General features: G+C 69.5%; 17 protein-coding genes. 9 read left to right on the top strand and 8 right to left on the bottom strand.

Translation table 11 applies throughout. The features are described from left to right. Positions 1-51: 51 nt before the first annotated feature. From ABZU75_RS18820 to ABZU75_RS18800, 5 genes are all read right to left on the bottom strand, one after another. Positions 52-2,991 carry a glycoside hydrolase family 3 C-terminal domain-containing protein gene (locus tag ABZU75_RS18820; protein ID WP_355555549.1) on the bottom strand — a complete coding sequence of 980 codons (2,940 nt, stop codon included), beginning with the start codon at positions 2,989-2,991 and terminating at the stop codon, positions 52-54. A 117-nt stretch (positions 2,992-3,108) separates the two neighbouring features. Then, a complete protein-coding gene (locus ABZU75_RS18815) occupies positions 3,109-3,924 on the bottom strand; it encodes a carbohydrate ABC transporter permease (protein ID WP_355555547.1) in 816 nt (271 codons plus the stop codon). Beyond that, the gene (locus ABZU75_RS18810) at positions 3,921-4,799 is read right to left on the bottom strand and encodes a sugar ABC transporter permease (RefSeq protein ID WP_350911771.1); all 879 of its coding nucleotides are present in this window, start codon (positions 4,797-4,799) and stop codon (positions 3,921-3,923) included. Before ABZU75_RS18810 ends, ABZU75_RS18815 begins: the two co-directional genes overlap by 4 nt. An 80-nt stretch (positions 4,800-4,879) precedes the next feature. Further along, a complete protein-coding gene (locus ABZU75_RS18805) occupies positions 4,880-6,184 on the bottom strand; it encodes an extracellular solute-binding protein (protein ID WP_355555545.1) in 1,305 nt (434 codons plus the stop codon). A gap of 9 nt (positions 6,185-6,193) precedes the next feature. After that, positions 6,194-8,482, bottom strand: a complete 2,289-nt coding sequence (locus ABZU75_RS18800) for a TIM-barrel domain-containing protein (RefSeq protein WP_355555543.1) — start codon at positions 8,480-8,482, stop codon at positions 6,194-6,196. Positions 8,483-8,829: 347 nt separating this feature from the next. Here ABZU75_RS18800 and ABZU75_RS18795 point away from each other — a divergent pair, with 347 nt between their 5' ends. The 4 genes from ABZU75_RS18795 to ABZU75_RS18780 all read left to right on the top strand — a co-directional run bounded on the left by ABZU75_RS18795 (position 8,830) and on the right by ABZU75_RS18780 (position 15,445). Continuing rightward, on the top strand, positions 8,830-11,034 hold the full coding sequence (locus ABZU75_RS18795; RefSeq protein WP_355555541.1) for a beta-galactosidase: 2,205 nt from the start codon (positions 8,830-8,832) through the stop codon (positions 11,032-11,034). 211 nt (positions 11,035-11,245) lie between these two features. After that, positions 11,246-11,761, top strand: coding sequence for a SigE family RNA polymerase sigma factor (locus ABZU75_RS18790; RefSeq protein ID WP_355555539.1), 516 nt, complete (start codon positions 11,246-11,248; stop codon positions 11,759-11,761). Further along, positions 11,758-12,894, top strand: coding sequence for a hypothetical protein (locus ABZU75_RS18785; RefSeq protein ID WP_355555537.1), 1,137 nt, complete (start codon positions 11,758-11,760; stop codon positions 12,892-12,894). The genes ABZU75_RS18790 and ABZU75_RS18785 overlap by 4 nt, the downstream gene beginning before the upstream one ends. 559 nt (positions 12,895-13,453) lie before the next feature. Beyond that, on the top strand, positions 13,454-15,445 hold the full coding sequence (locus tag ABZU75_RS18780) for a WD40 repeat domain-containing protein (RefSeq protein WP_355555535.1): 1,992 nt from the start codon (positions 13,454-13,456) through the stop codon (positions 15,443-15,445). A 149-nt stretch (positions 15,446-15,594) separates the two neighbouring features. On the opposite strand, the gene ABZU75_RS18775 is transcribed toward ABZU75_RS18780, so the two are convergent. Continuing rightward, positions 15,595-16,293, bottom strand: a complete 699-nt coding sequence (locus ABZU75_RS18775) for a protein phosphatase 2C domain-containing protein (RefSeq protein WP_355555533.1) — start codon at positions 16,291-16,293, stop codon at positions 15,595-15,597. 49 nt (positions 16,294-16,342) lie between these two features. After that, positions 16,343-17,155, bottom strand: coding sequence for a GntR family transcriptional regulator (locus ABZU75_RS18770; RefSeq protein WP_355555531.1), 813 nt, complete (start codon positions 17,153-17,155; stop codon positions 16,343-16,345). A gap of 223 nt (positions 17,156-17,378) precedes the next feature. Here ABZU75_RS18770 and ABZU75_RS18765 point away from each other — a divergent pair, with 223 nt between their 5' ends. From ABZU75_RS18765 to ABZU75_RS18745, 5 genes are all read left to right on the top strand, one after another. Further along, entirely contained in the window at positions 17,379-18,134 is a 756-nt protein-coding gene (locus ABZU75_RS18765) for a hypothetical protein (RefSeq protein ID WP_355555529.1), read from the top strand. Next, positions 18,131-18,550 (top strand): hypothetical protein, encoded by a 420-nt coding sequence (locus ABZU75_RS18760; RefSeq protein ID WP_355555527.1) that lies wholly within the window; start codon positions 18,131-18,133, stop codon positions 18,548-18,550. The genes ABZU75_RS18765 and ABZU75_RS18760 overlap by 4 nt, the downstream gene beginning before the upstream one ends. After that, on the top strand, positions 18,534-18,902 hold the full coding sequence (locus tag ABZU75_RS18755; RefSeq protein ID WP_355555525.1) for a hypothetical protein: 369 nt from the start codon (positions 18,534-18,536) through the stop codon (positions 18,900-18,902). Before ABZU75_RS18760 ends, ABZU75_RS18755 begins: the two co-directional genes overlap by 17 nt. Further along, positions 18,899-19,228, top strand: a complete 330-nt coding sequence (locus ABZU75_RS18750) for a hypothetical protein (protein ID WP_355555523.1) — start codon at positions 18,899-18,901, stop codon at positions 19,226-19,228. Before ABZU75_RS18755 ends, ABZU75_RS18750 begins: the two co-directional genes overlap by 4 nt. Before the next feature lie 330 nt (positions 19,229-19,558). Continuing rightward, positions 19,559-20,281 carry a phytanoyl-CoA dioxygenase family protein gene (locus tag ABZU75_RS18745; protein WP_355555521.1) on the top strand — a complete coding sequence of 241 codons (723 nt, stop codon included), beginning with the start codon at positions 19,559-19,561 and terminating at the stop codon, positions 20,279-20,281. Positions 20,282-20,592: 311 nt separating this feature from the next. On the opposite strand, the gene ABZU75_RS18740 is transcribed toward ABZU75_RS18745, so the two are convergent. Continuing rightward, complete coding sequence (locus ABZU75_RS18740) at positions 20,593-21,657, bottom strand: histone deacetylase family protein (RefSeq protein WP_355555519.1); 1,065 nt, start codon at positions 21,655-21,657, stop codon at positions 20,593-20,595. Positions 21,658-21,662 lie beyond the last annotated feature (5 nt).

The raw sequence follows: 21,662 nt of genomic DNA, 5'->3' as shown, positions 1-21,662 counted from the left end.
CCCCCCCCCCCCCCCCCCGGGGAGCGGGCCGTAGCCGGGGCCGGAGCCGGGTCAGCGGGTGAAGGTCACGTCCTTCACCCGCAGGGCGCCCCTGAAGACCAGGTAGACGTCCTGCTTACCCCGTACGCCGGTGACGGGGGCAGCGGCCGTGGCCCAGGAGTAGATCCCGCCGGTGGCGGCCACCGGCACGGTCCCGGCGAGCCTGCCGGTCGGGGAGCCGAGCCGGATCTCGACCGAGGAGGCGGCGCCCGCCGCGACCCCGAGCCGCACGCCGGTGGCCCCGGCCCGGAGGTCCACGTCCTTGAAGGCGATCCACTCGCCCGCCGAGGCGCCGACCGCGTCACCGCGGACCTTGGTCTCGTCGACCAGCTCGACCCCCGCGTAGTCGTCGAAGTCGGCGGCGCGGGTGGGCTGGGTGAGATCGCGGGGACCGATCCGCTCGCCGTCCACCCGTACGGTCACGCGCTGCCGGATGGCGTCCGAGGACGAGCCGACCATGACGTCGTGGGTGGACGGCTCCACCGCGAAGCGACCCCTGGTCACGTCCCACAGGGCCAGGTCCGCGGTCTTGAGCGAGAACTTCACCGTCTTCGACTCCCCCGGGGCCAGCCGCACCCGCTGGAAGCCGCGCAGCTGCTTGACCGGCTGCTCCACCCGGGAGGCGTGCTGGTGGGTGTAGAGCTGAACCACCTCGTCGCCCGCGCGCGAGCCGGTGTTGGTCACCTTGACGCTCACCTCGTACCCACCGCTCCTGGCGGTGGCCTTGAGGCCCTGGTAGCCGAACGTGGTGTAGCTCAGGCCGTGGCCGAAGGCGTACAGCGGCTTGGCCTTGGAGTACAGGTAGGTCGCACCGGTCTTGACGATGTCGTAGTCGAGGATGTCCGGCAGGGTGGCACCGGCCCTGGGCCAGGTCTGGGTGAGGCGGCCGGCCGGGTTGGCGTCGCCGTACAGCAGGTCGGCCAGCGCGTTGCCGGTCTCGGCTCCGGCGTGCGTGGTCCACAGGATCGCCGGGACCTTCTCCTGCAGCCGGTCGATCGTGGTCGGGTAGCTGTTCTCCAGCACGACCACGGTGTTCGGGTTGGCGGCGTGCACCGCCTCCACCAGCGCCCGCTGTCCCTCGGCGAGACCGAGGTCGGTCCGGTCGTGGTCCTCACGGCCGTTGATGAACGGCATGCTGCCGACCACGACCACCGCCGCGTCGGCCCCCTTCGCCGCCGCGACCGCCTCGGCGATCCCGCTGCGCACGGTCTCCTTCTCGAAGCGGGTGGCGTCCTCGGCTGTGGTCAGGCTGAGCGTGCCGTCGGCCGCCGCCTTGACGTACTTGTTCGGGCCGAACCAGTCGTAGGCGGTCTCGTAGCCGGCGTAGCGCAGCAGCGTCGTGCCGTCGGCCTGCGCCTCCAGCTTGAACTGCTCCTGGACGAACCAGCCGGTGGGCTGCTCCTGGTTGTTGACCAGGGTGGACCAGTTCGCCCGGCTGACGTACTTGCCGTTGGCGACGCTGCGCAGGGTGACGATCCCCTGGCCCCAGTCGAAGACGTCGAACTGCTCGGTCGCGCCCGCGGTGGTCGCCGAGAGCTTCAGGTCGGCACCGGCCCCAGTGCCCGCGGTGAGGTACCTGCCGCCGGACTTCAGCGCGATCCGGTCGACGCCCTCGCTGGTGACGGCGGCGGCGGACCGCGCCCTGATCCCGGCGAGCGGGGTGACCTTGTAGGGCAGCCTGCCGGAGTACCAGTCGGTGTAGAGGGTGTCGGCCAGCGGGCCGACCACCGCGACCTTCTTGGCGGGGCTGAGCGGCAGGGTCTTCCCGGAGTTCTTCAGCAGCACCGCCGCCTCGGCCGCGGTCCGCCGGGCCAGCGCGCGGTGCGCGGGGCTGTCGACCACGTCCTTGGTGATCTTCCCGTACGGCCCGCCGTCCGGGTCGAACTCGCCGAGCCGGAACCGGATGCCGAGGATGTTGCGTACCGCGGTGTCGATGTCGGCCTGGGTCAGCAGCCCTCGCGTCAGCGCCTCGTTGACCGCGGCCACCGTCGGGGCGGCGTTGGTGTCGTTCACCGTGAAGCTCTCCACGCCCGCCTTGAGCATGGCGGCGGCGGCCTCGGCCTGGGTGGCGAAGTAACCCTGGGAGCCGGTGAGGTTGTTGGGCCCGCCGGCGTCGGAGACGTTGAACAGCGGCCTGTCGGTCCAGGTCCTGACCGTGGAGTTGAGGTCGGTGACCGTGGCGGGCCGCCCGTTGATCAGGTTGTAGGCGGTCATCACGCCGGTGGCCGCGCCCGCCTGCAGCGCGGTCTTGAACGCCGGGACGTCGTACTCGTTGAGGACGCGCGGGCGCAGGCTGGAGGAGGTCGTGTCGCGGCGGACCTCGTTGTTGTTGGCCAGGAAGTGCTTGAGCACCGGGGCCGCCCGCAGGTGGTCCGGGTCGTCGCCCTGGATGCCCGAGCCGTACGCGGTGGAGATCGCGCCGGTGAGCAGCGGGTCCTCGGAGTAGCCCTCCTCGTTGCGGCCCCAGCGGGGGTCGCGGAGCAGGTTGACCACCGGCGCCCAGAGCTGCAGGCCCCACAGCCGGGGGTTCTCCGCGTGGTATCCCCTGGCCTCGTCGCCGACGGCGGCGCCGACCTTCTTGATCAGGTCGGGATTCCAGGTGCTGGCCAGGCCGACGGCCTGTGGGAACACGGTCCCCTCGGCGGTCACCACGCTGCCGCCGTTGTCGATGTCGGTGGACCAGGCGACGCCGTGCAGCGCCTCGGTGCCGGTCTTGAACAGCCCGATGCCCAGGCGGTCCACCGCGGGCTGGTACTGGTGGAGCCAGGAGATCTTCTCGGCCTGGGTGAGCCGGCCGAGCAGGTCGTCGACGCGCTGGCTCAGCGGGAGCGAGGGATCACGGAAGGGGTACTCGTAGGCCGCGCGGGCCGGGGCCGCGCACAACCCCAGGGTCAGGGCCGTCGCGGCCACGGCCGCGGCGGCCCTGGTCGCTGCCTTGGTCGATAAGGACATCTCGCCTCCAGGTCAGGGGGAGTCGAAGAACTGCGGGTCTGGGGACGCCGTCCGCCCCCGAGCGGCGTACGGCGTCGGTAGCCCCGTCGGGACTCGGCGGAGAGTTCGTTTGACGGCTCATTTGACGGCGCCCACGGTCACGCCGCGGGTCAGGGTCCGCTGGAAGATGAGGAAGAAGGCGACCGCGGGCAGGATGCCGAGCAGCGCCGAGGCGCTGGACATCGTGGCGTCCATCATCTTGTCCCCCTGCAGCACCCCGAGGGCGACCGGAACCGTCTGGTTCTCGTTGGAGATGAGGAAGACCAGGGGCAGGAAGAACTCGTTCCAGGTCCAGATGAAGAAGAAGATGAGCAGCACGCTCAGCGTGGGCCTGCTGATCGGCACGACGATCCGCCACAGGGCCCGCCACTTGCCCGCCCCGTCCAGGGCCGCCGCCTCCAGGATCTCGTGCGGGAAGCGGCCGAGCACCGAGGAGAGCAGGTAGGTCCCGAAGGCGCTCTGGATCACCGTGAAGATGATGATCACCCCGAGCCTGGTGTCGTAGAGACCGGCCTGCTTGGCCAGGTAGTACAGCGGGTAGACCAGCGCCTCCTGCGGCAGCGTGTTGGCCACCAGGAAGACGACCAGGATCCACACCCGCCCGCGCACCCTGCCGATGCCGAGCGCGTAGGCGTTGAGCACCGACAGGACCGTCGCGAGCACGGCCACCGAGCCGCTGATCAGCAGGCTGTTCCAGAGCTTGCCGCCGAAGTCGACCCGGTTCCAGAAGTCGACGATCCCGTCGAGGTACAGCTCGCTCGGCAGGCTCAGCGGCCCGCCCGAGGAGTAGTCGGCCGGTGACTTGACCGCGTTGAGCGTGACGATGACGAACGGCACCAGCATCACGACGGCCAGCACGACCAGCGAGACCAGGACCGAGTACTTCCGGATCATGATTCCCTGTCCTGAACCCGCAGGAAGAAGACCGTCACCGCGATGATCACCAGGGTGAGCACGGTGGCGATCGCCGCGCCGTAGCCGACGTTGGCCTTCTCGAAGAAGTTCTGGTAGCTGAAGTAGGAGGGCACGAGCGTGGCACCGCCGGGGCCGCCCCTGGTCAGCACGAAGATCGGCCCGAAGACCTTGAGCGCGGCGATCGTGCAGGTCAGCAGGACCACGTAGATCTCCGGCCGGATCTGCGGGATCGTGATGTGCCAGAACCGCCGCCACCACGAGGCGCCGTCCATCTCGGCGGCCTCGTACAGCGCGGGGTCGACCCGCTGCAGCCCGGACATGAAGATGACCACCGGGTAGCCGATCTGGAACCAGACCATGATCACCATGACGCTCGGCAGCGCCCAGCCCGGGTCCCCCAGCCAGTTCCTCGGCTCCATCCCCAGCAGCCCGAGCAGCTCGTTGAGCGCCCCGAACCTGGGGTGCATGATCCAGCCCCAGACGATTCCGGCCACCGCGACCGGCAGCACCTGCGGCAGGTAGTACGCGGCCCGCAGCACGCTGGCCGCGCGGGGGCCGACCTTCTTGCCCACGTAGTCGAAGAGCGTGGCGGCCAGGACGAGGCCGATGAGCGTCGGGACGATCGCCATCGCCACGATGAGCGCGACGTTGTTGCGGAAGGAGGACCAGAACCGCTCGTCGGCGAGGAGCCGGGTGTAGTTCTCCAGCCCGATCCACCTCGGGTCGCCGATCCCCTGCCAGCGGGTGAAGCCGATGCCGACGTTCATCAGGAACGGCACGACGATGACCGCGGTGAAGAGCACGGCGCTCGGCAGCAGGAACACCCAGTACCCGCGGTCACGAGACCTCGGCATCGGAGGTCTCCTTTCTCTGTTCTGTGCGTACGCCCCGCGCCGTGACACCGTGATCGTCACGGCGCGGGCCGCGGGAGGGGTCAGTTACCGATGTCGGCGAGGTTCTCGTCGTACGGAGCGGCGATCTCGTCCAGCACCGCGTCGGGGGTCTTGGTGCCGTTGATGAGGTTCTGCACGCCCGCCACCAGCACGTCGTAGTAGCCGGGCGCCGGCCAGTCGGGGTAGAAGGCCAGCCCGTCGGAGGCCGAGAGCTTGTTGAAGTTCTCGATCAGCTCCTTGCTCTTCTCATCGGTGATCGCGGCCGTGTCGGCGGCCACCGGGATGCCGCCGGAGTTGCCGAGCAGGTTCTGGATGTCCTTCTTCATGGTGATGTCGATGAAGTCGTAGGCGAGGTCCTTGTTCTTGGCGTTCTCCGGGACGACCCAGACGTTGCCACTGGACCCGGCGCTCATCGTGTTGCCCGGCCAGAGGAACGAGCCCCACTCGAAGTCCTTGACGTCGCTGACGAAGCGGCCGTACCACCAGCTGCCGGAGACCAGGATCGGGTACTTGCCGCCGATGAAGGAGACGCCCATGTCCTCGGCCTTGATGGCGGCGGAGTCTTTGTCGACGTAGCCCTTCTTGACCCAGTCGGCGAAGGTGTCGGCCGCGTACTTGAACTCCGGCCCCTTGAAGTCGACCTTGCCCTTGTAGAGCTGGAAGGCGTCCACCCAGGAGCGCTGCGCCTTGCTCAGCGCGAGCTGGTAGAAGATCTGCTGTGCCGGATACTCGGCGCCACCGACCGCGATGGGGGTGGTCCCCGCCTTGACGAACGTGTCGAGGGCGGCGGTGAACTCCTCGTAGGTGGTGGGCACCTCGACGCCCGCCTTCTTGAACGCGTCCTTGTTGTAATAGACCATCACGTACTCGGCGTAGTTCGGGACGCCGTACCACTTGCCCGCGCCCATCACGCCGCGCTCGTCGTACCTGGCGGTGGTCTGGATCGAGGGGCTGAGCAGCTTGTCCCAGCCCCGCTTGGTCACCTCGGGGGTGAGGTCGGTGAGCAGCCCCTGCTTGGAGAGCAGCCCCGCCGTGGCGTTGCCCTTGTTGTACTCCATGACGTCGGGGGCCTCGTCCGAGTTGAGGATCATGCCCGCGGACTGGCGGATCTGCTCGAACGCCTTCTCCTCGAACTTGACCGTCACGTTCGGGTGGGTCGCCTCGAACTGCTTGACGGCCTCGGCCCACGCCTTGCCCATCGCGCTGTCGGCGCCCTCGTAGTGCCAGAGCTTCAGGACGCGGGGGCCGTCCGCGGCGGGCTTGTCCGCCGCCTGCTCGGTGCCGCCGCAGGCGGCGAGCGCCGCGAGCGCCGCCACCGTGGCGACACCGACTCTCAGGTTGAACATGGTCTTCTCCTAGATGGTGGTGATGACGATCGGGACACTGGCCCCCACCAGCTCGACGCCCGCGATCCGCGCGCTCCCCGAGACGGTCACCCGCAGGCCCTCGCCCTCGGGGATCGCGGTGATCGTGGTGTCCCCGTCGTGGTCGGAGATCGTGGTGCTGCTCTCGCCCACGCCGTAGGCGACCAGGGTGATCTCCCCGAACGGCCCGTCCCCGACGGCGACGCCGGGCTCGGCGAGGACGGGGATGATCGCGCCGTACCTGACGAACAGCGGGATGCGGTCCAGCGGCGTGGCGACCGTGACGTACCTGCCGCCGGCCAGCACCTCGCCGGTCCAGTGGTCCACCCACCGCCCGGCCGGCAGGTAGACCTTCCTGACCTGCTCGGGTGAGGTCATCGGCGCCACCAGCAGGTCGCGGCCGAGGAGGTACTCCAGGTCCGCCTGCCAGGCCACCGGGTCATCGGGATAGTCGACGCAGAGCGCCCGCATCATCGGTGCCCCGGTCGCGGCGGCCTCGACGGCCGCCGTGTAGATGTACGGCATCAGCCGGTAGCGCAGCCGCAGCGCCTCGACCGCCTCCGCCTCCACCTCGGGGAACTCCCACGGCTCCCGGCTGGTGGTGCCGTGCAGGCGCAGCAGCGGGGAGAACGCGCCGAACTGGGTCCACCTGACGTACAGGTCGTCGGTGGGGCGGCCGGTGAACCCGCCCGCGTCGTGACTCCAGAACGGGATGCCGGACAGGCCGTGCGCCAGCCCGCCACGGAGCGTGCTGCCCATCGCCGGGTAGCTGGTGAAGGTGTCGCCGCTCCACTGCGCCGAGTGCCGCTGGCCGCCGAGGAACGACGAGCGCGCCCAGACCATGCCGTGCCCGGCGATCTCACGGGTCACCTCGGAGACGGCGTCGTTGAAGAGCAGCGTGTAGACGTTGTGCAGATCGGTGCCCGACATCCCGTTGGCCGCGACCGCGTCGTGCGGCACCCCCTCGGCGAAGTCGGTCTTGAAGACCTGGACGCCCTGTTCGAGCAGCGGGCGGAGCAGTCCCTGGAACCACTCGGTGGCGGCCGGGTTGGTGAAGTCGACGATGCCGCAGGCCGGGTAGGAGCCGTGCCAGCAGTCGGCCACGTAGACCTCGCCATCAGGCTTTTTCAGGAAATATCCGTTCTCAGCCGCTTCCGGGAAGGCCGGGCTGAGGTGGGAGATGTACGGGTTCATCCACAGGCAGACCTTGAACCCCATCGCGTCCAGCTCGGCCAGCATGCCGGTCGGGTCGGGGAAGCCGCCTGCGTCCCAGCGCAGGTCGGACCAGTGCCCGTCGGTCTGCCAGTAGGTGTCCAGGTGGAGCACGTCGCACGGGATGCCGCGCTCGCGGATCGTCCGCGCCCTGGCCATCACCCGCTCCTGGGTGTCGACGAAGAACCCCGAGGAGATCCAGGTGCCGAACGCCCACTTCGGCGGGAGCAGCGGCGCGCAGGTCAGCAGGTCGAACCGGCCGAGCACCTCGGAAGGGGTGGGCCCGGCGATCACGTAGTAGTCGATCAGGTCGTCCGGGACCACGATCTGCACGCAGCTGTGCGTGGTCTGGCAGACGTCGAACTCGACCGGCGTCCCGCTGTCCACCAGCACGCCGTAGCCCCTGCTGGACAGGTAGAACGGAACGTTCTTGTACGCCCGCTGCGACTCGGCGCCGAACGCGTCGAAGTTCCACATGACCGGCCGCTGGCCGCGCTTGTCGAGCCGGGTGAACGACTCGCCGAACCCGCTGAACGCCTCGTCGGCGGGGGCGGCGAAGCTCTCGTGGTAGCCGACCACCGCACCGTTCGAGCTGGAGCGGCCGAACGGCAGCGTGCGCAACCGGCCACTGATGTCGGTGTGCCCCCGGTCCTGTTCCAGCAGCGGCGCCCCGCTCGCGTCGGTGAACCTCAGGTGCCAGGGCGCCAGGGTGATCTCCGCACGGAGCGAGCCCGCGTCCAGCAGGATCGTCCCGTCCAGGCTCTCCACCCGCGCCCCGGCGAACTCTCCCGGCGTGACCATGGAGATCGCGGCGGCCGACCGGGTCCGCGCGTCCGCGTCCTGCCCGAGCCGGACCCGGATCACCCCCTCGCCCGCCACGCTCACCTGGACCAGGAGCGTCTCCTCGGCGGAGGTCACCGCCTTCAGGATCACCCCGGCCGCGTCCGAGGCGACCGGTTCCGCCGAGATCAGCGCAGACAGGCCCTCCTCGCCGTGCGACCGGACGGGCAGCTCCGGCGGATCGGCGACGAAGTACTCGTGCGCGACCAGCGGGGGACGGTAAGGCATGGGAACTCCAGCTCTCGGCATCCTGTAGCGGAATTAGTTTTGCGTCCAAACCAACAAACGTCAATGCCTCCACCTGCCCGGCCCCGTCCGGGAGGGGCGCCCTCGAAACGGCCGACGCCGAGGTGACCCGGAGGCCCCCCAGAACGGGCCCGACCCACCGACGGCCCACGGAGCCGCACGGCTCGCGAGGATCGAGCGTGAAACGGACTCGACCTACCGACGGTCCGCAGAAGCCCGGCAGGGAGGCATACGGCTCGCGCCCATCGGCGGCCCACGACCACGGCTTGAGTCAGGCTCCCCACCTGTGGATAATTAGTTTAGATTCCATCCAAATAAGGGGGTGGCCGGTGGACTGGCCCCGAGGGTTCGGCGGGCTGTGTTACGGCGGGGACTACAACCCCGAGCAGTGGCCGGAGGAGGTCTGGAAGGAGGACGTCGAGCTGATGCGGCGGGCCGGGGTCAACCTGGTCAGCGTCGGGGTGTTCTCCTGGGCACGGCTGGAGCCCGCACCCGGCGTGCACGACTTCGGCTGGCTCGACCGCGTCCTCGACCTGCTGCACACCGGCGGGATCGGGGTCAACCTGGCCACCCCGACCGCCTCACCGCCCCCCTGGTTCGGCCTCGCCCACCCCGACGCCCGCACCGTCACCCCCGGCGGCACCCGGCTCACCCACGGCAGCCGCGACACCTACTGCGTGCACTCCCCCGCCTACCGCGCCGCCTGCGCCGGGATCGCCCGTACGCTCGCCGAGCGCTACCGCGACCACCCGGCGCTGGCCATGTGGCACGTGCACAACGAGTACGGCACCACCTGCCACTGCGACCACGCCGCCGCCGCCTTCAGGATCTGGCTGCGGGCACGGCACGGCACCCTGGAGGCGCTGAACGACGCCTGGACCACCTCGTTCTGGAGCCAGCACTACTCCGCCTGGGAGCAGATCACCCCGCCCCGCGCCACCCAGTACCTGCCCAACCCCGCCCAGGTCCTGGACTTCCGGCGGTTCGTCTCCGACGCGATGCTCGACCACTTCCGCGAGCAGAAGGCGGTGCTGCGCGAGCTCACCCCGGACGTCCCGATCACCACGAACTTCGTCCTCGGCGACTGGGTCCCGGTGAACCAACGGCACTGGGCGGCCGAGGTCGACCTGGTGGCCATCGACCACTACCCCTCCGCCGACCCACCCGCAGAGACCGCCTTCGCCGCCGACCTGGCCCGCGGCTGGGCCTCGACTCCGGCACACGGTTCGACCGGTCCGACGCATGACTCAGCCACCGACCCGGCGCACGGCTCAGCCGGTCCGACACACAGCTCGGCCGACGACCCGGCCTCGCATCCAGCGCACAGCTCAGCCGGTCCGACGCACGACTCGGCCGACGACCTGGCACATCGCCCGGCCACCGGGAAGCCCTGGCTGCTGATGGAGCAGGCGGTGGTCACCTACACCGGCCCCCGGATGCTCGCCAAGCGGCCCGGTGAGATCACCAGGCTGAGCCTGTCGCACATCGCGCGGGGCTCGCGGGGGGCGATGTTCTTCCAGTGGCGGGCCTCCCGGGGCGGCGCCGAACTCTGGCACGCGGGCATGGTGCCGCACGCCGGACCGGACTCCCGGATCTTCCGCGAGATCTGCGACCTGGGCGCGCTGCTGCCCACCCTGGAGGACGCCTGCGCGGCCCCCGTCGAGGCCGGGGCCGCGATCCTCTGGGACGTCGAGGCGAACTGGGCGCTCCAGGCCCCCGGCCTGCCCTCCACCGAACTGAACTACACCGAGGCCGTACGCCAGGCGCACCGGGTGCTCTACCGGCACGGCGTCACCGCCGACCTCGTCCACCCCTCCGCCGACCTGTCGGCGTACCCGCTCGTCCTCGTTCCGAGCCTCTACCTCATCTGTGACGCCGACGCCGACAACCTGCGCCGCTACGTCGCGGGCGGCGGCACCCTGGTGGTCTCCTACCTCAGCGGCGTCGCCGACGAGCACGCCCGCGTCCGCCTCGGCGGCTACCCCGGCGCCCTCCGCGACCTCCTCGGCATCAGAGTCGAGGAGTTCCATCCCCTGCCCCCCGAGGTCACCCTCACCCTGTCCGCCCCGCCCCCGAACGGATCCGGCCTGCGCCCGGCCGACCCCGTACCCACCGAGGCCAGAACCTCGGCGCGCATCCCCGACCAGGCCGAACCCCCCACGCGGTCCCGCCCCGGAGCCGGCACCTTCGACCAAGCGGAGACCGGCACCTTCTGGAGCGAGCACGTACACCTGGAGGGCGCCGAGGCCCTGGCCGTCTACACCGGCCCGTACACCCTGGGCACCCCCCTCTCCGGCCAACCCGCCATCACCCGCCACCCGTACGGCTCCGGCACGGCCCTCTACATCTCCACCCGCCTGACCGACGCCGCCTACGCCCGCCTGCTGGGCCTGTCCCCCGCCCCCGTGGAACTCGTCCGACGCGGCGACTGGCTCTTCGCCATCAACCACGGCGACGAGGAACACGAAGTGGAGGGCCTACGCCTACCTCCCGGCGGTTTCGCCGTAAGGACACGCACCGACCTGGAGTCCTGACGTACGCGAACCGCGCGGCGTCCGGCCAGCGACCTGCCCTCAGCCGGGCCGTACGACACACCGACCGGGGAATACACCGGGCCTTCCTTGCCGGAGACGGCCGGAGACGCGACCCGGCAGGACACTCGATCGGCACCTACCCCGCCGTGGATTCCTGAACTTTCCGGCGCTCGCTTCCAACCCTCGACCCCTCGGCGGAGTTGTTTAGTGCATGGACCGCTACGAGGGGTTCCAGGAATTCGTGTATGCCCGCCAGCAGTCGCTGATGCGGACCGCATACCTGCTCACTGGAGATGCCCACCTTGCCGAAGACCTGTTACAGACGGTCCTCACCAGGGTCGCCTTCCGCTGGCCCAGGATCGCCAGAAACGGCAATGTCGAGGCTTATACCCGCAAGGCGCTGATCAATCAGCACCTGTCATGGCGCAGACGGAAAACCGTTGAATTGCCGAGCGCCACACTGCCCGAACACGGCCGGTCGCACGACGAGTCGACCGTACGCCGCCTGGCCCTGCGTCAGGCACTCGGCAGGCTGACCCCGCGCCAGCGGGCAGTGCTCGTCCTGCGCTTCTTCGAGGATCGCACCGAACACGAGACCGCCCAGCTCATGGGCTGCTCGCTCGGCACGGTCAAGAGCCAGACACACCACGCTCTGTCGCGCCTGCGCGTCCTGGCCCCCGAACTAGCCGACCTGCTCGCCGACGTGCCGACGGAGGTGCACCGATGAACCTGCTCCGCGACGAACTACACCGGATCGCCAACGAAGCCCCCCAGATCGATCTGGCCGAACGTGCCCTCAAGGGTGCCAAGCACAGGCGCGCCATCACCCTGGCACTGGCTGTGGCCACCGCCGTGGCGGTGCTGACGGGCGGTATGGTCACCGTGGTCAACGGCGGTCCACACGGCGAAAGACCCATCGTGCTGACGCCTGTCCCCGAGGTCGCCCCCGTGTTGCCGAAGAAGGACGTCGGACCGCTGGCCCGCGCCTACACCTACTTCTGCCCGCCTCCCACGATCGACGATACGGACTGTGCCGACGGCCAATGGCGGGTGGTCACCACCTCCGGAGTGACCTACGAGCTCACCGCCGCCCTGGGCCTTGAGAACACGAACAAGAAGGTGCTGCTCGGCCCGGTGGCGATCACGCAGAACGGCCGGCGGATCGCCTACTACAGCGAGAAGCAGCAGACCTTCGAGGTACGCGACCTGCGGAGCGGCCGAATCTGGAAGGCGCCGCTCACGATCTCCAAGAACGGGCTCGCCGGTGAGAACTTTCTACGCCTGTCTCCCAACGGCCTGCACCTGATCTATACGAACTTTGGCGGCAGATCCAAGCCGTACAGCGTCCTGATCGACATGGCGGAAGGTAAGACGACCACGTTGAACGGCGACTGGTTCCCGGTGAGCGTCGGCGACGGCGGCAGCCCGATCACGCTGGTGAGGCCGTACGACAGAACCACCCGGATCCGGGTCCTGGGCAACGAGCCGATCACCATCAAGGACTTCACCTACCGCTTCAGCGCCCTCGGCCCGGACGGGCGCACCCTGGCCAGAATCGGCTCGACCCGGGGCCGCGATGCCAAACCGACGCCCGAGCGCCTTCGGACGATCGTCACGATCGATGCCATCAGCGGTCGCGAAAACCCCGAGGTGCCGGTCCAGGGCATCCTGGAAGAGCTGATTCCCTCCCACCTGGGCGGCTGGGTGAGCGACACCGAGGTGACTCTGCTCGCCGTACCCGAATTCCCCGGCTCGGGCACGCCAACGCTGTACGCGCTGGACGTCCACACCGGCAGGACCAGACAGCTGCGAACATTCGACTCCGAAATCACCGGTGTCCTGCCGGGACTGGTCGGCTAAACCGCGTCGAGGGGCCCACCACGCCGGGTGACAGCCCCGGTCGTTCATCACCGATGACCTCGGCGTCCCGATCTCGCACCGGCCACAACGGCCGTCGGCCCACGCCGTATTCGAACTGAGGGTCGCCGTCGCTCATGATCCACACCGTAAGCGAATCGAGACCTTAGCCATAGGGTCCGGGTGCACCGCAGGCCAAAGGCTACTTCGTTGGAATTTTCTTCATTGCCACCGGGCCCCTCTTGAGGTGCTGGAGTGATCCACAAGCCGTTTACCAGTACCGGTCCCTAACCTCGTCATGGGCTCTGGTATCTGGCGCGACCAAGGCCAAGCCTGCAGATGCCGGTAACGACAAAGGGAAGAGATGGTGAGACCCGAAGACAGCCGGTCGGCCATCGCCGCGCGGATCAGCGATTGCCTGCGAGGCGGATCGGCCACGCGTGACCTGTCCAATCTCCGTATGGAGAGGCTTGAGCGAGCGATTCGGGGCGGGCGTCTGGATGCGTTCCTGCGGAACGGTGCTCGCCCTTTGATCCATGCCGATCCCGATCGGTTGTTCCCGATGCTGGACAAGGTCGGTGGCCAGTGGGCCAAGTGCTACCGCACGGCCTACCTAGCCTCGGGAGAGGAGTTCTCCCGGGCCGTTCCCGATGTTCGCAGGTGGCTACTGCAGGTGCACGCGGCCCGCTACGGCGCGACCGGTGAGCCACGCCTGGAGTCGGAGCACGACGCCTGGCGGGTCGCCTGGGCTGACGGCAGGCAGTGGAACGAGCAGGTACGCCCCTCTTGGGACAACCAGACGGGTGGGGTGTACAGCGTGGCCGCGGGAATAGTGGACGGGATGCCCGTCGCGATCACTGGCAGCGACAACGGCGTGCTGCGTTCTTGGGATCTGCGTACGGCCCGGCCGCTGTGCGAGAGGCGGCTCGGGCGGTACCCGGTGGAGACGGTGGCACTCATGGGCGACATCGTTCTCGTGCCCTACTACGATCGCCTGGAGGCGTGGAATCCGGTCACCGGCGAGTCGTGGACGTTTGACGCCATTCACCAGGCCTGGCCCCTGGCGACGGTCAAGGATGTCGGGAGATTCCTCATCCTGGCTGTGCGCTACGACACGGTGTGGGTCCGCGGTGGGCGGAAGGCGTGGACGGTCAGGCACGGTGCCGCGGTCAACGGAGTGGCCACGGTACGGCTGGACGGCTGTAAGCGAATCGTCACCTGCGGCGACGACGCAACGGTGCAGATCTTCGACCTCCGCACAGGGAAGCGGTATGGCGAGCCGCTGACCGGCCACGTCGGACCGGTGCGCGCGGTGGCGACCGCTCATGTGGCCGGGCGCCCCGTCGCCGTTACCTCCGGTGAGGATGACACGTTGCGGATCTGGGACCTGCGTACCGGCAGACAGCGTGGGAGATCCGTGCCCGGCCGGGTCACGGCTGTGGCCACCGCCGAGGTGAACGGTCGTTCCGTCGCGGTCGCCGGGGCCGCCGGAAGGCGGGGGCGGGTGTGGGACCTACGCACGGGCGAGGAGTGGGGCAAGCCGCTCGGCGAGTCCGGCCGGGGCATCGCCACGGTGGGGCATCTGGCCGTTACCTGCGCCTCCTCCGGGGCCGTACAAGTATGGGATCTGCGCACCCGCCGGAGCAGGCCGCTCCCTGGCAACCCCCGGGTCGGGGCTGTTGCGCTCGGCGTCGCCTACGGGCGGCCCGTCGTCGTCTTCGCGTACGAGGAAGGCAGCTGGTTCGACGTCAAAGATCTGGCCGATGGCACGCGCCATTCCGGAAAGTTCACAAGCCAGGGCTCCTTGATCACGACGGTGGCAACCGCCACGGTCGATGGCCGGTGTATCGTCCTCGCCGCCGGAGGGAACGACGGCTTGATCCGGACGTGGGGCATGGAAACCGGGGAAATCCAGGTCCTATCCGGCCACGCCGGTGCCGTACACGCGCTGGCGGCCACCGGCTCCACCGCCGTCAGCGGCGGGGAGGACGGCCTGGTCGGCATCTGGGACCTGCGGACCGGCGAGTCACGATGCGCGGTGTCTCCCTGCGCGATCGACGCGGTCGCCGTCACGGGCCGGACGATCCTCACCGGCGGCTCCGACGGGACGACCCGGCTATGGGACGTGCGCACCGGCGAGCGGCTGGGGAGTCTGCCCACCGGCGTGGTCCACGCGATCGCGGTAGAGGGCGACCTCGCCCTCGTCGGAGGCGGAGGCCTGCGGCTCTGGGACCTGCGCGACGGCCGGGACCGGCCGTTGGCGGGCCACGCGGGCGCGGTGACAGCGGTGGCGATCCGAGGGCGGCAGGCCGTATCCGGAGGCTGGGACCGAACCCTCAGAACGTGGGACCTACGGACCGGGAAGCAGATGGCGCCCCCGGTGCGCTTCCCCTGGCCGATCTCCGCTCTGGCCTGGCATCCGGACGGGCAGCTCGTAGTGGGCATCTCCTGGGAGATCGCTGTCCTTGAGCCCGGCCCGGCCGCTACTCCTGGCGAGCGAGCCGGAAACCGGTTGATCAGCCGACCGAGCGGTTCGGATGGATACAAACACTGATGCCCGAGTTTCATCTGCACCAGACCATCCATGGTGCCATGCGGGTGGCCGCGAGCCAGTCGACTGGCGAAACGCCTTTCGCCCTCTGCAGGAAGTACGCGCCCTGCCGATCAGGCCCTGACAGACGGGGCGTCCCAGCGTGAGTCGAATCAGAGATCGCTGTCGTGGATACCCGCTACGCCGATGACGATTACGGTGATGTTGTCGGGGCCGCCATGGTCGATGGCCAATGCGATGAGGCGATCAGCTGCCTCTTCTGGATCCTTCGACGAACGCAAAGCGTCTCGGATGAGCTCACCGGGAACGGCCGAGCTCAGCCCGTCCGAGCACAGCAGGAACCGGTCACCGGAGTGGAGTTCCCGGACGGTGAGGTCGGGGGAGCGGCCATCGGCCCGGCCGTCGAGGAAGCGGGAGATTCGTCCGGGCAGGTTCGGCACGCTGCCGGCGTCGGCCACCAGATTCCCGTAGGTGTGATCCTCGGTGATCTGGACGATCTCCGAGACCCCGCCGGTGTTGGAGTCGGCATCGCGCAGCAGGTAGGCGCGGGAGTCGCCCACGTTCGCCAAGACCGCCGTCGTCCCGGAGCACAGCATCGCCACCAGTGTGGTGGCCATGCCTGCCAGCTCGGGTTCGGCTTCGGTCCTGCGGCGCAGGGCCTGGCTGGCTTCGTAGATCGCTCGCCCCAGGACGGAGGGCAGGTCCGCAGGGTCGACCTGACGGTCGTAGGGTCGCAAGGCTTCGATCACGGTGGTGCTGGCAAGGTCGCCGGCAATGTGGCCGCCAAGACCGTCGGCGACGGCGAACAGGGAGCGACCTGAGTAGACGGCGTCCTCGTTGCGGCGGCGCACGAGTCCGATGTGGGTGCGGGCGGCGGCTTCAACAGTGAGGGACATTCGTTCACTCGCCCGTCTCGGTGTCGTCGGGCCATGAGGCTTGTGCGGATTCGTCGCGATGGAGAACGTGCACGGTTTCGACACGGTCACTGGCCACGATGTACTCCGTCACCTCTATCGGCCGGCCGTCGCCTCCCGAGGTGCCCACGCGCACGATCTCCAGCACAGGCAGACTGACGGGGATCTCCAACAGACCGGCCTCGTCTTTGGTCGGCATCCGTGCCCTGTGGATCTCCATCCAGCTGATGGGCCAGTGGCCTGCCCTCTCCAGCCGGTACAGCCAGTCACCTGGGCCGGGAGCTTGGGCATCGACCTCGGGGGCGTCAGCGACGCCACGCGGGTGGATCCACGAGATGTTGATCTGGAATGGAGGTTCTGACTCGGGTCCGGTGACCCGGAATCGACGCATCACCGGACTGCCAGCCGGAACACCCAGTAATTTCGCGATCCGTGGGTCTGCCAGAGGCTCGACGGACGTGGTCGGCGGGACATGGTGCTTCCAGACTTCCTGGCCGGAGGCCGACGGGAAGGAGTAGCCGGGGCTGTCGGTGGCCACGTTCCGCTTCACCAGGTTCCCGCGTGGCCTGCGCAGCCGCATCATGCCGTGCCGGACGATGATCCCCCGCCCCTGCACCGCCCAGACGAAGCCCTCCGATTCCAGTACTCCGATCGCTCGGCCGATCGTGTCCCGGTTCGCGCCGTACTGCGATGCGAAGTCGTCCAGACGCGGGAGCTTGGTTCCAGGCTCCCACTCGCCGGCCTCGATCCGTGTCCGGATCTGAGCGGCGAGGTCAAGGTAACGCGAGTGCACGGCCATCACCCAACTCTCCCTTCCACCAAAAATTGTCTTGGGATAATTGACAGAGGATTGCTGTCGGCCGACTATAGTCCCAAGACTATCGCCCCCCGAAAGGGCTGGTTCGCCCAGACAGGCTGACGTGACCAGCGTCCCCCGTAGGACAAACCACCTTAAAAAGACGGGCCCGCTCAGCGCTGCGAACGCTCGAACGGACCCTTGACCAGGAAGGCGCTCCCGACCCATGAACAACCTTAGTCCCCTGCTCCTGGATCGGACTATGGCGAGCGGCTGCGGCTGTTTCGCTGAGAGCCCGCCGTTGCCGATGGGGTGCACCGTTTGCGGGCACGCGCCGTACGCGCACGGCTGCCCCGGCCGGGCCACCGACCACGAGTACGCGCAACCGTCCGGTGAGCTGATGGCCGAGCGCCTCGATGTGCGCCGCCGACTCGGCCTGGGCCGCACCCTGCCGACCTTCGAGCCTGCCCACGGGGTCACCACGCAACTCGCTCCGGTCGTGCCCGCACCCCGCCAGGCCGAGCGCGAGACTCCATCGGCCCGCACCCGGCCCGCCGGGCGTACAGACGCGCGCCGCCCGGTGATGCCCGGCGCAGGCCACCCGCACCGACCGGTCGAGACACACGAGGATCGCGTGGCTCGCCTGGCGCTCGCTCGGGATTCGCTCACCCGACGGCGAGCCCTGATCGCGGCACGCGCATCCGAACACCCACCCCAGAACGCGGGCCGCCAGCCGCAACACCCACGACCCGCCGAACCTGCCGTCTCACCGCCGCACACCAACCTGGGCCGTCGCAAGCACGTCACACCCCTGGTCCAGCGGACGCTCACTGTCCTATCGGACATCCCCGGCACCGAAGACCCGCGCCCGACCTACCAAGTTCTCCGGCCGAGGCTCACCGTCGCTCCCGGCCGGGACCGCTCACCGGACACTCCTTCGTCCTGGCGACACCACCCGTACCGCCAGAGGGTCGCGGCGTGAGCGCGAGCCCGGAGCGGGGCGACACCCCCGCGTGCAGTTGCGGTGGCCAACCTGCCTCCCCGGTGACCGCCGTGCCGCCGACCGCCGTGGAGTACGCCCAGGACCTGGCCGCCATACTGGCCGAGCTGCATCACATCCGCGCGGACGTCCACGAACTTGTCTCCGGCAACGCCATCGTCTCTGTCCACCACGGACTGCTGGCCTACACCGACGGCGAAAGTTTCTGGTGGACCAGCCCCGAACTCAACCACGCAGGCAGCCCGCTGCTCAGCTCCGAGCCGACACTGCTCGCGGCTGCCGGGCAGCTCGCCGAACACCACGCCATCCTGCGCGCCAAAGACGCAGCCGATGTGGTGCGCAACGGGCTGCCCCTGCTGGCCGATGTGATCCTGGCCGAGCATGTTGACCCTCGCTGACCTCGACGCGGCCCGAGCCGCCCAGCAGGTCCAACAGCACGCACCTGACTGGTTCGTCATCTGGAGCCTGCGCCATCGCCGCTTCGAGGCCTGGCAGTGCACCGACCCCAACGAGTGCCGCATCGTCTGCGCGAGCAGCGCCACCGCCCTGTGGGACCTCATGCAACAGGCGGAACTCGACCTCTGGCGGGCCTCGCCACCCGCCCCCACACCGCCCACACCCGGCGCGGCCAGTCACCCGGACCCGCCACCCTCCGCAGCCCCGGGGCCCGTACCCCTCGCCCTACCCCCAGGGCACCCCGGACGAGCCCTGGGGCCACACCCCTCGCCTCCGGAGGGGAGCCGGCCGTGATCCCTCACCCTGACACCCCAGCGGGCGAGCAGCTGAACGCCACCAGGTGGCACCCCGGCGCCGTCGCCGCCCTCAAGCACCTGCGCACCGAGCTGCACACCCACCGCATCTACCCGACCATCTCCTACGACCAGGGACAGCCCCGCCTCGTGATCAACGCCGACCTGACCGTGTGGGCCGACCAGGCGGGCACGGTCTTCTGTTGGGGCGTCTGCTTCCTCGAAGAGCCCGCAGAGCAGGCGCCGACAGACGACCTACCGCAGGCCGCGCGCCGCATCGCCGGGTGCCTCGGGGAGCACTACGCCGAACCGACGGACCCACCCTGAACCGCGCGGCGGCACGGCGATCCCACCTTCCGTACCGCCGCGCCCCCAACTCCGCGCGGGCGGTGGTGCACAACCAGGGATCGCCCACGGAGCAGACACAACCGCACGCCCCCTACCCAGGAAGATGTGTCGCGCCCCTCAGCGCCCCCGAAGGGCTGGCGCTGGAGCACGGCCAACAACCTCCCGCGATCCTTACCGACCTCGGAGGGCCGGCGCTGGTACGGGACAGCCGATCAAGGATCGCTTTGAGGGTGTACGAGTGGTTGATGCCTGCATATCTGTAGGAGTAGCGTCCGGAAAATCGGTGGACGGCGTCGTTATGGTGCTCGTATGGCGATGGTGGATGTTGACCGTTTTGTTGCCGAAGGGTTCGTCAAGCTGGAGGCGGCCGTACCCCGGGAGATCGGGGACGCGGCCAGGGCGCTGGTATGGCAGCAGATCGGCCTGTCACCTGACGACCCCTCTGGCTGGCGGCAGCCCGTGGTATGGGCCGCCGACCTGACCGGCCACGGACCCTTCGGTGAGCTCGTGGGCAGTCCGCGGCTGCGTGAGGCGTTGGACGAGGTGGCCGGTCCCGGTGGGTGGGTGCCGCCTGGGGCCATCGGCAACATGCCGATCCGCTTCCCCGGTGTGGCGCCGGTCGACGATCGGGGCTGGCACATCGACGCCTCTGTGGCCCGGCCCGACGGCTCGTGGGCCGTGTCGGGACGGCCGGAGACGATGTTGCTGCTGGTGTTGCTGTCAGAGGTAGGGGACGACGACGCGCCGACCCGCATCAGGGTGGGCTCGCATCAGGACGCCGCCGGGGTGCTGGGTGAGCAGGTGCTCGACCCGTTCGAGGCCGGGCCGCTACTGGATGCGGCTTCCAAGGACAGGCCGACGGCGTACGCGACCGGGCAGCCGGGCGACATGTACCTGGTTCACCCGCTGACCGTGCACGCGGCCGACGAGCACCGGGGGACGCGACCGCGTTTCATGGCCCAGACGCCGGTGTTCCTGACCGCGCCGGTCGCGCCGGGCAAGGGTAACGCCCTGGCACGCGCCGTACTGTAGTAAGCGCCTGCATCTCAACGGGAGACGGCTTCCGTCCGTCTGAGCCTGGGTGGCGGGCGCCTACCCGCGATGGTTCGCTCGGGGCAGTGCGAACAGCCCGAGCTCGGGTTCAATGAGCACTCCCCGGCCAACCAGGCGTTCAAGCCTGGCTGGATCTCGTACGGCGCGGCGAGTGGCTGTTCGCGATCAACCACGGCGACGAGGAACAGCAGGTGGAGGCCCTGCGCCTGCCCCTGGCGGTTTCGCCGTACGGAGAACGGGCCGCGAAGGCGGTGACCCGAGACCCTGATCCGGAGGACACCCGTTCCCCGTCAGAGAGCCTCTTCCGCACCCCGCAGGGCCGCGACGGTCAGGTCCCCAAGGGAGGTCAGCTCGTACCCGCCTTCCTGGATCACCACGGTCGGGGCGAGGGCGGCGATCCGGCGGCAGGCCTGCCCGTAGCCGTCGGCGGTGACCCTGAGCGGGCTCTCCGGATCGGCGACGGCGGCGTCCAGACCGAGTGAGAGCACAAGGGCCTCGGCACGGACCTCCTCGCAGAGGGCGTCGATCGCGGCGAGCCAGCCCTCGTCACCCGTTCCCGGGGCCAGCGGCAGGTTCCGGTTGGCTCCCCGGCCCGGGCCGCCGCCCCGCTCGTCGGCGAATCCCGCGTAGTGCGGGAACCAGCCCGCCCCCGGATCGACGTGCACGGAGCCGTACCAGACGTCGGCCCTGTCGTAGAAGATCGCCTGCGTGCCGTTACCGTGGTGGGCGTCGATGTCGACGATCGCCACGCGCTCCGCGCCGGCCGCCCGCAGGGCTTCGGCGGCGATGGCGGCGTTGTTCAGGTAGCAGGATCCGCCGAACGCGTCGCGGGTCGCGTGGTGACCCGGCGGGCGGCAGAGCCCGTACGCGACGGGAGCCCCCTCGGCGACCAGGTCGGCGGCCGTGAGGGCCACGTCCACGGCCGCGCGGATCGCCGCCCAGCTGCCCGGCCCGATCAGCGTCATCGTGTCGTAGCAGTAGCGCCCCGTCCTGCCGTGCGGAGCGTTCGGCTCGCGGACCGGCAGCCCCCCGAGCATGCCCTCGGTCGGGAAGACGTAGGGGACGACACGGTCGCGACCGTACTCGGACGGGTATCCGGCCTTCTCCCACGCGGTCCAGATCGTCGCCAGGTGATCGAGCAGTTCGGGACCGTGCACCGCGCGGAGCACGGAGTCGTCGTGCGCGACGGCGGAGACGATCGGCGCACCGGCCGCGGCCAGCGCGTCCCGGATGACCACTGCCCGTTCGGGCAGCTCGGTTCCGGCGTCCCTGACACCGAGCCACACCTCGCCTGCGGGCTCGTGGCGCAGGCAGGCCGGGTCCCAGACCACCGGGATTTTTAAGTTATTTGTCATAGATC

Source organism: Streptosporangium sp. NPDC005286, assembly GCF_040607515.1.
GTDB lineage: Bacteria > Actinomycetota > Actinomycetes > Streptosporangiales > Streptosporangiaceae > Streptosporangium.
This window is presented reverse-complemented; position numbering and strand designations above follow the sequence as displayed.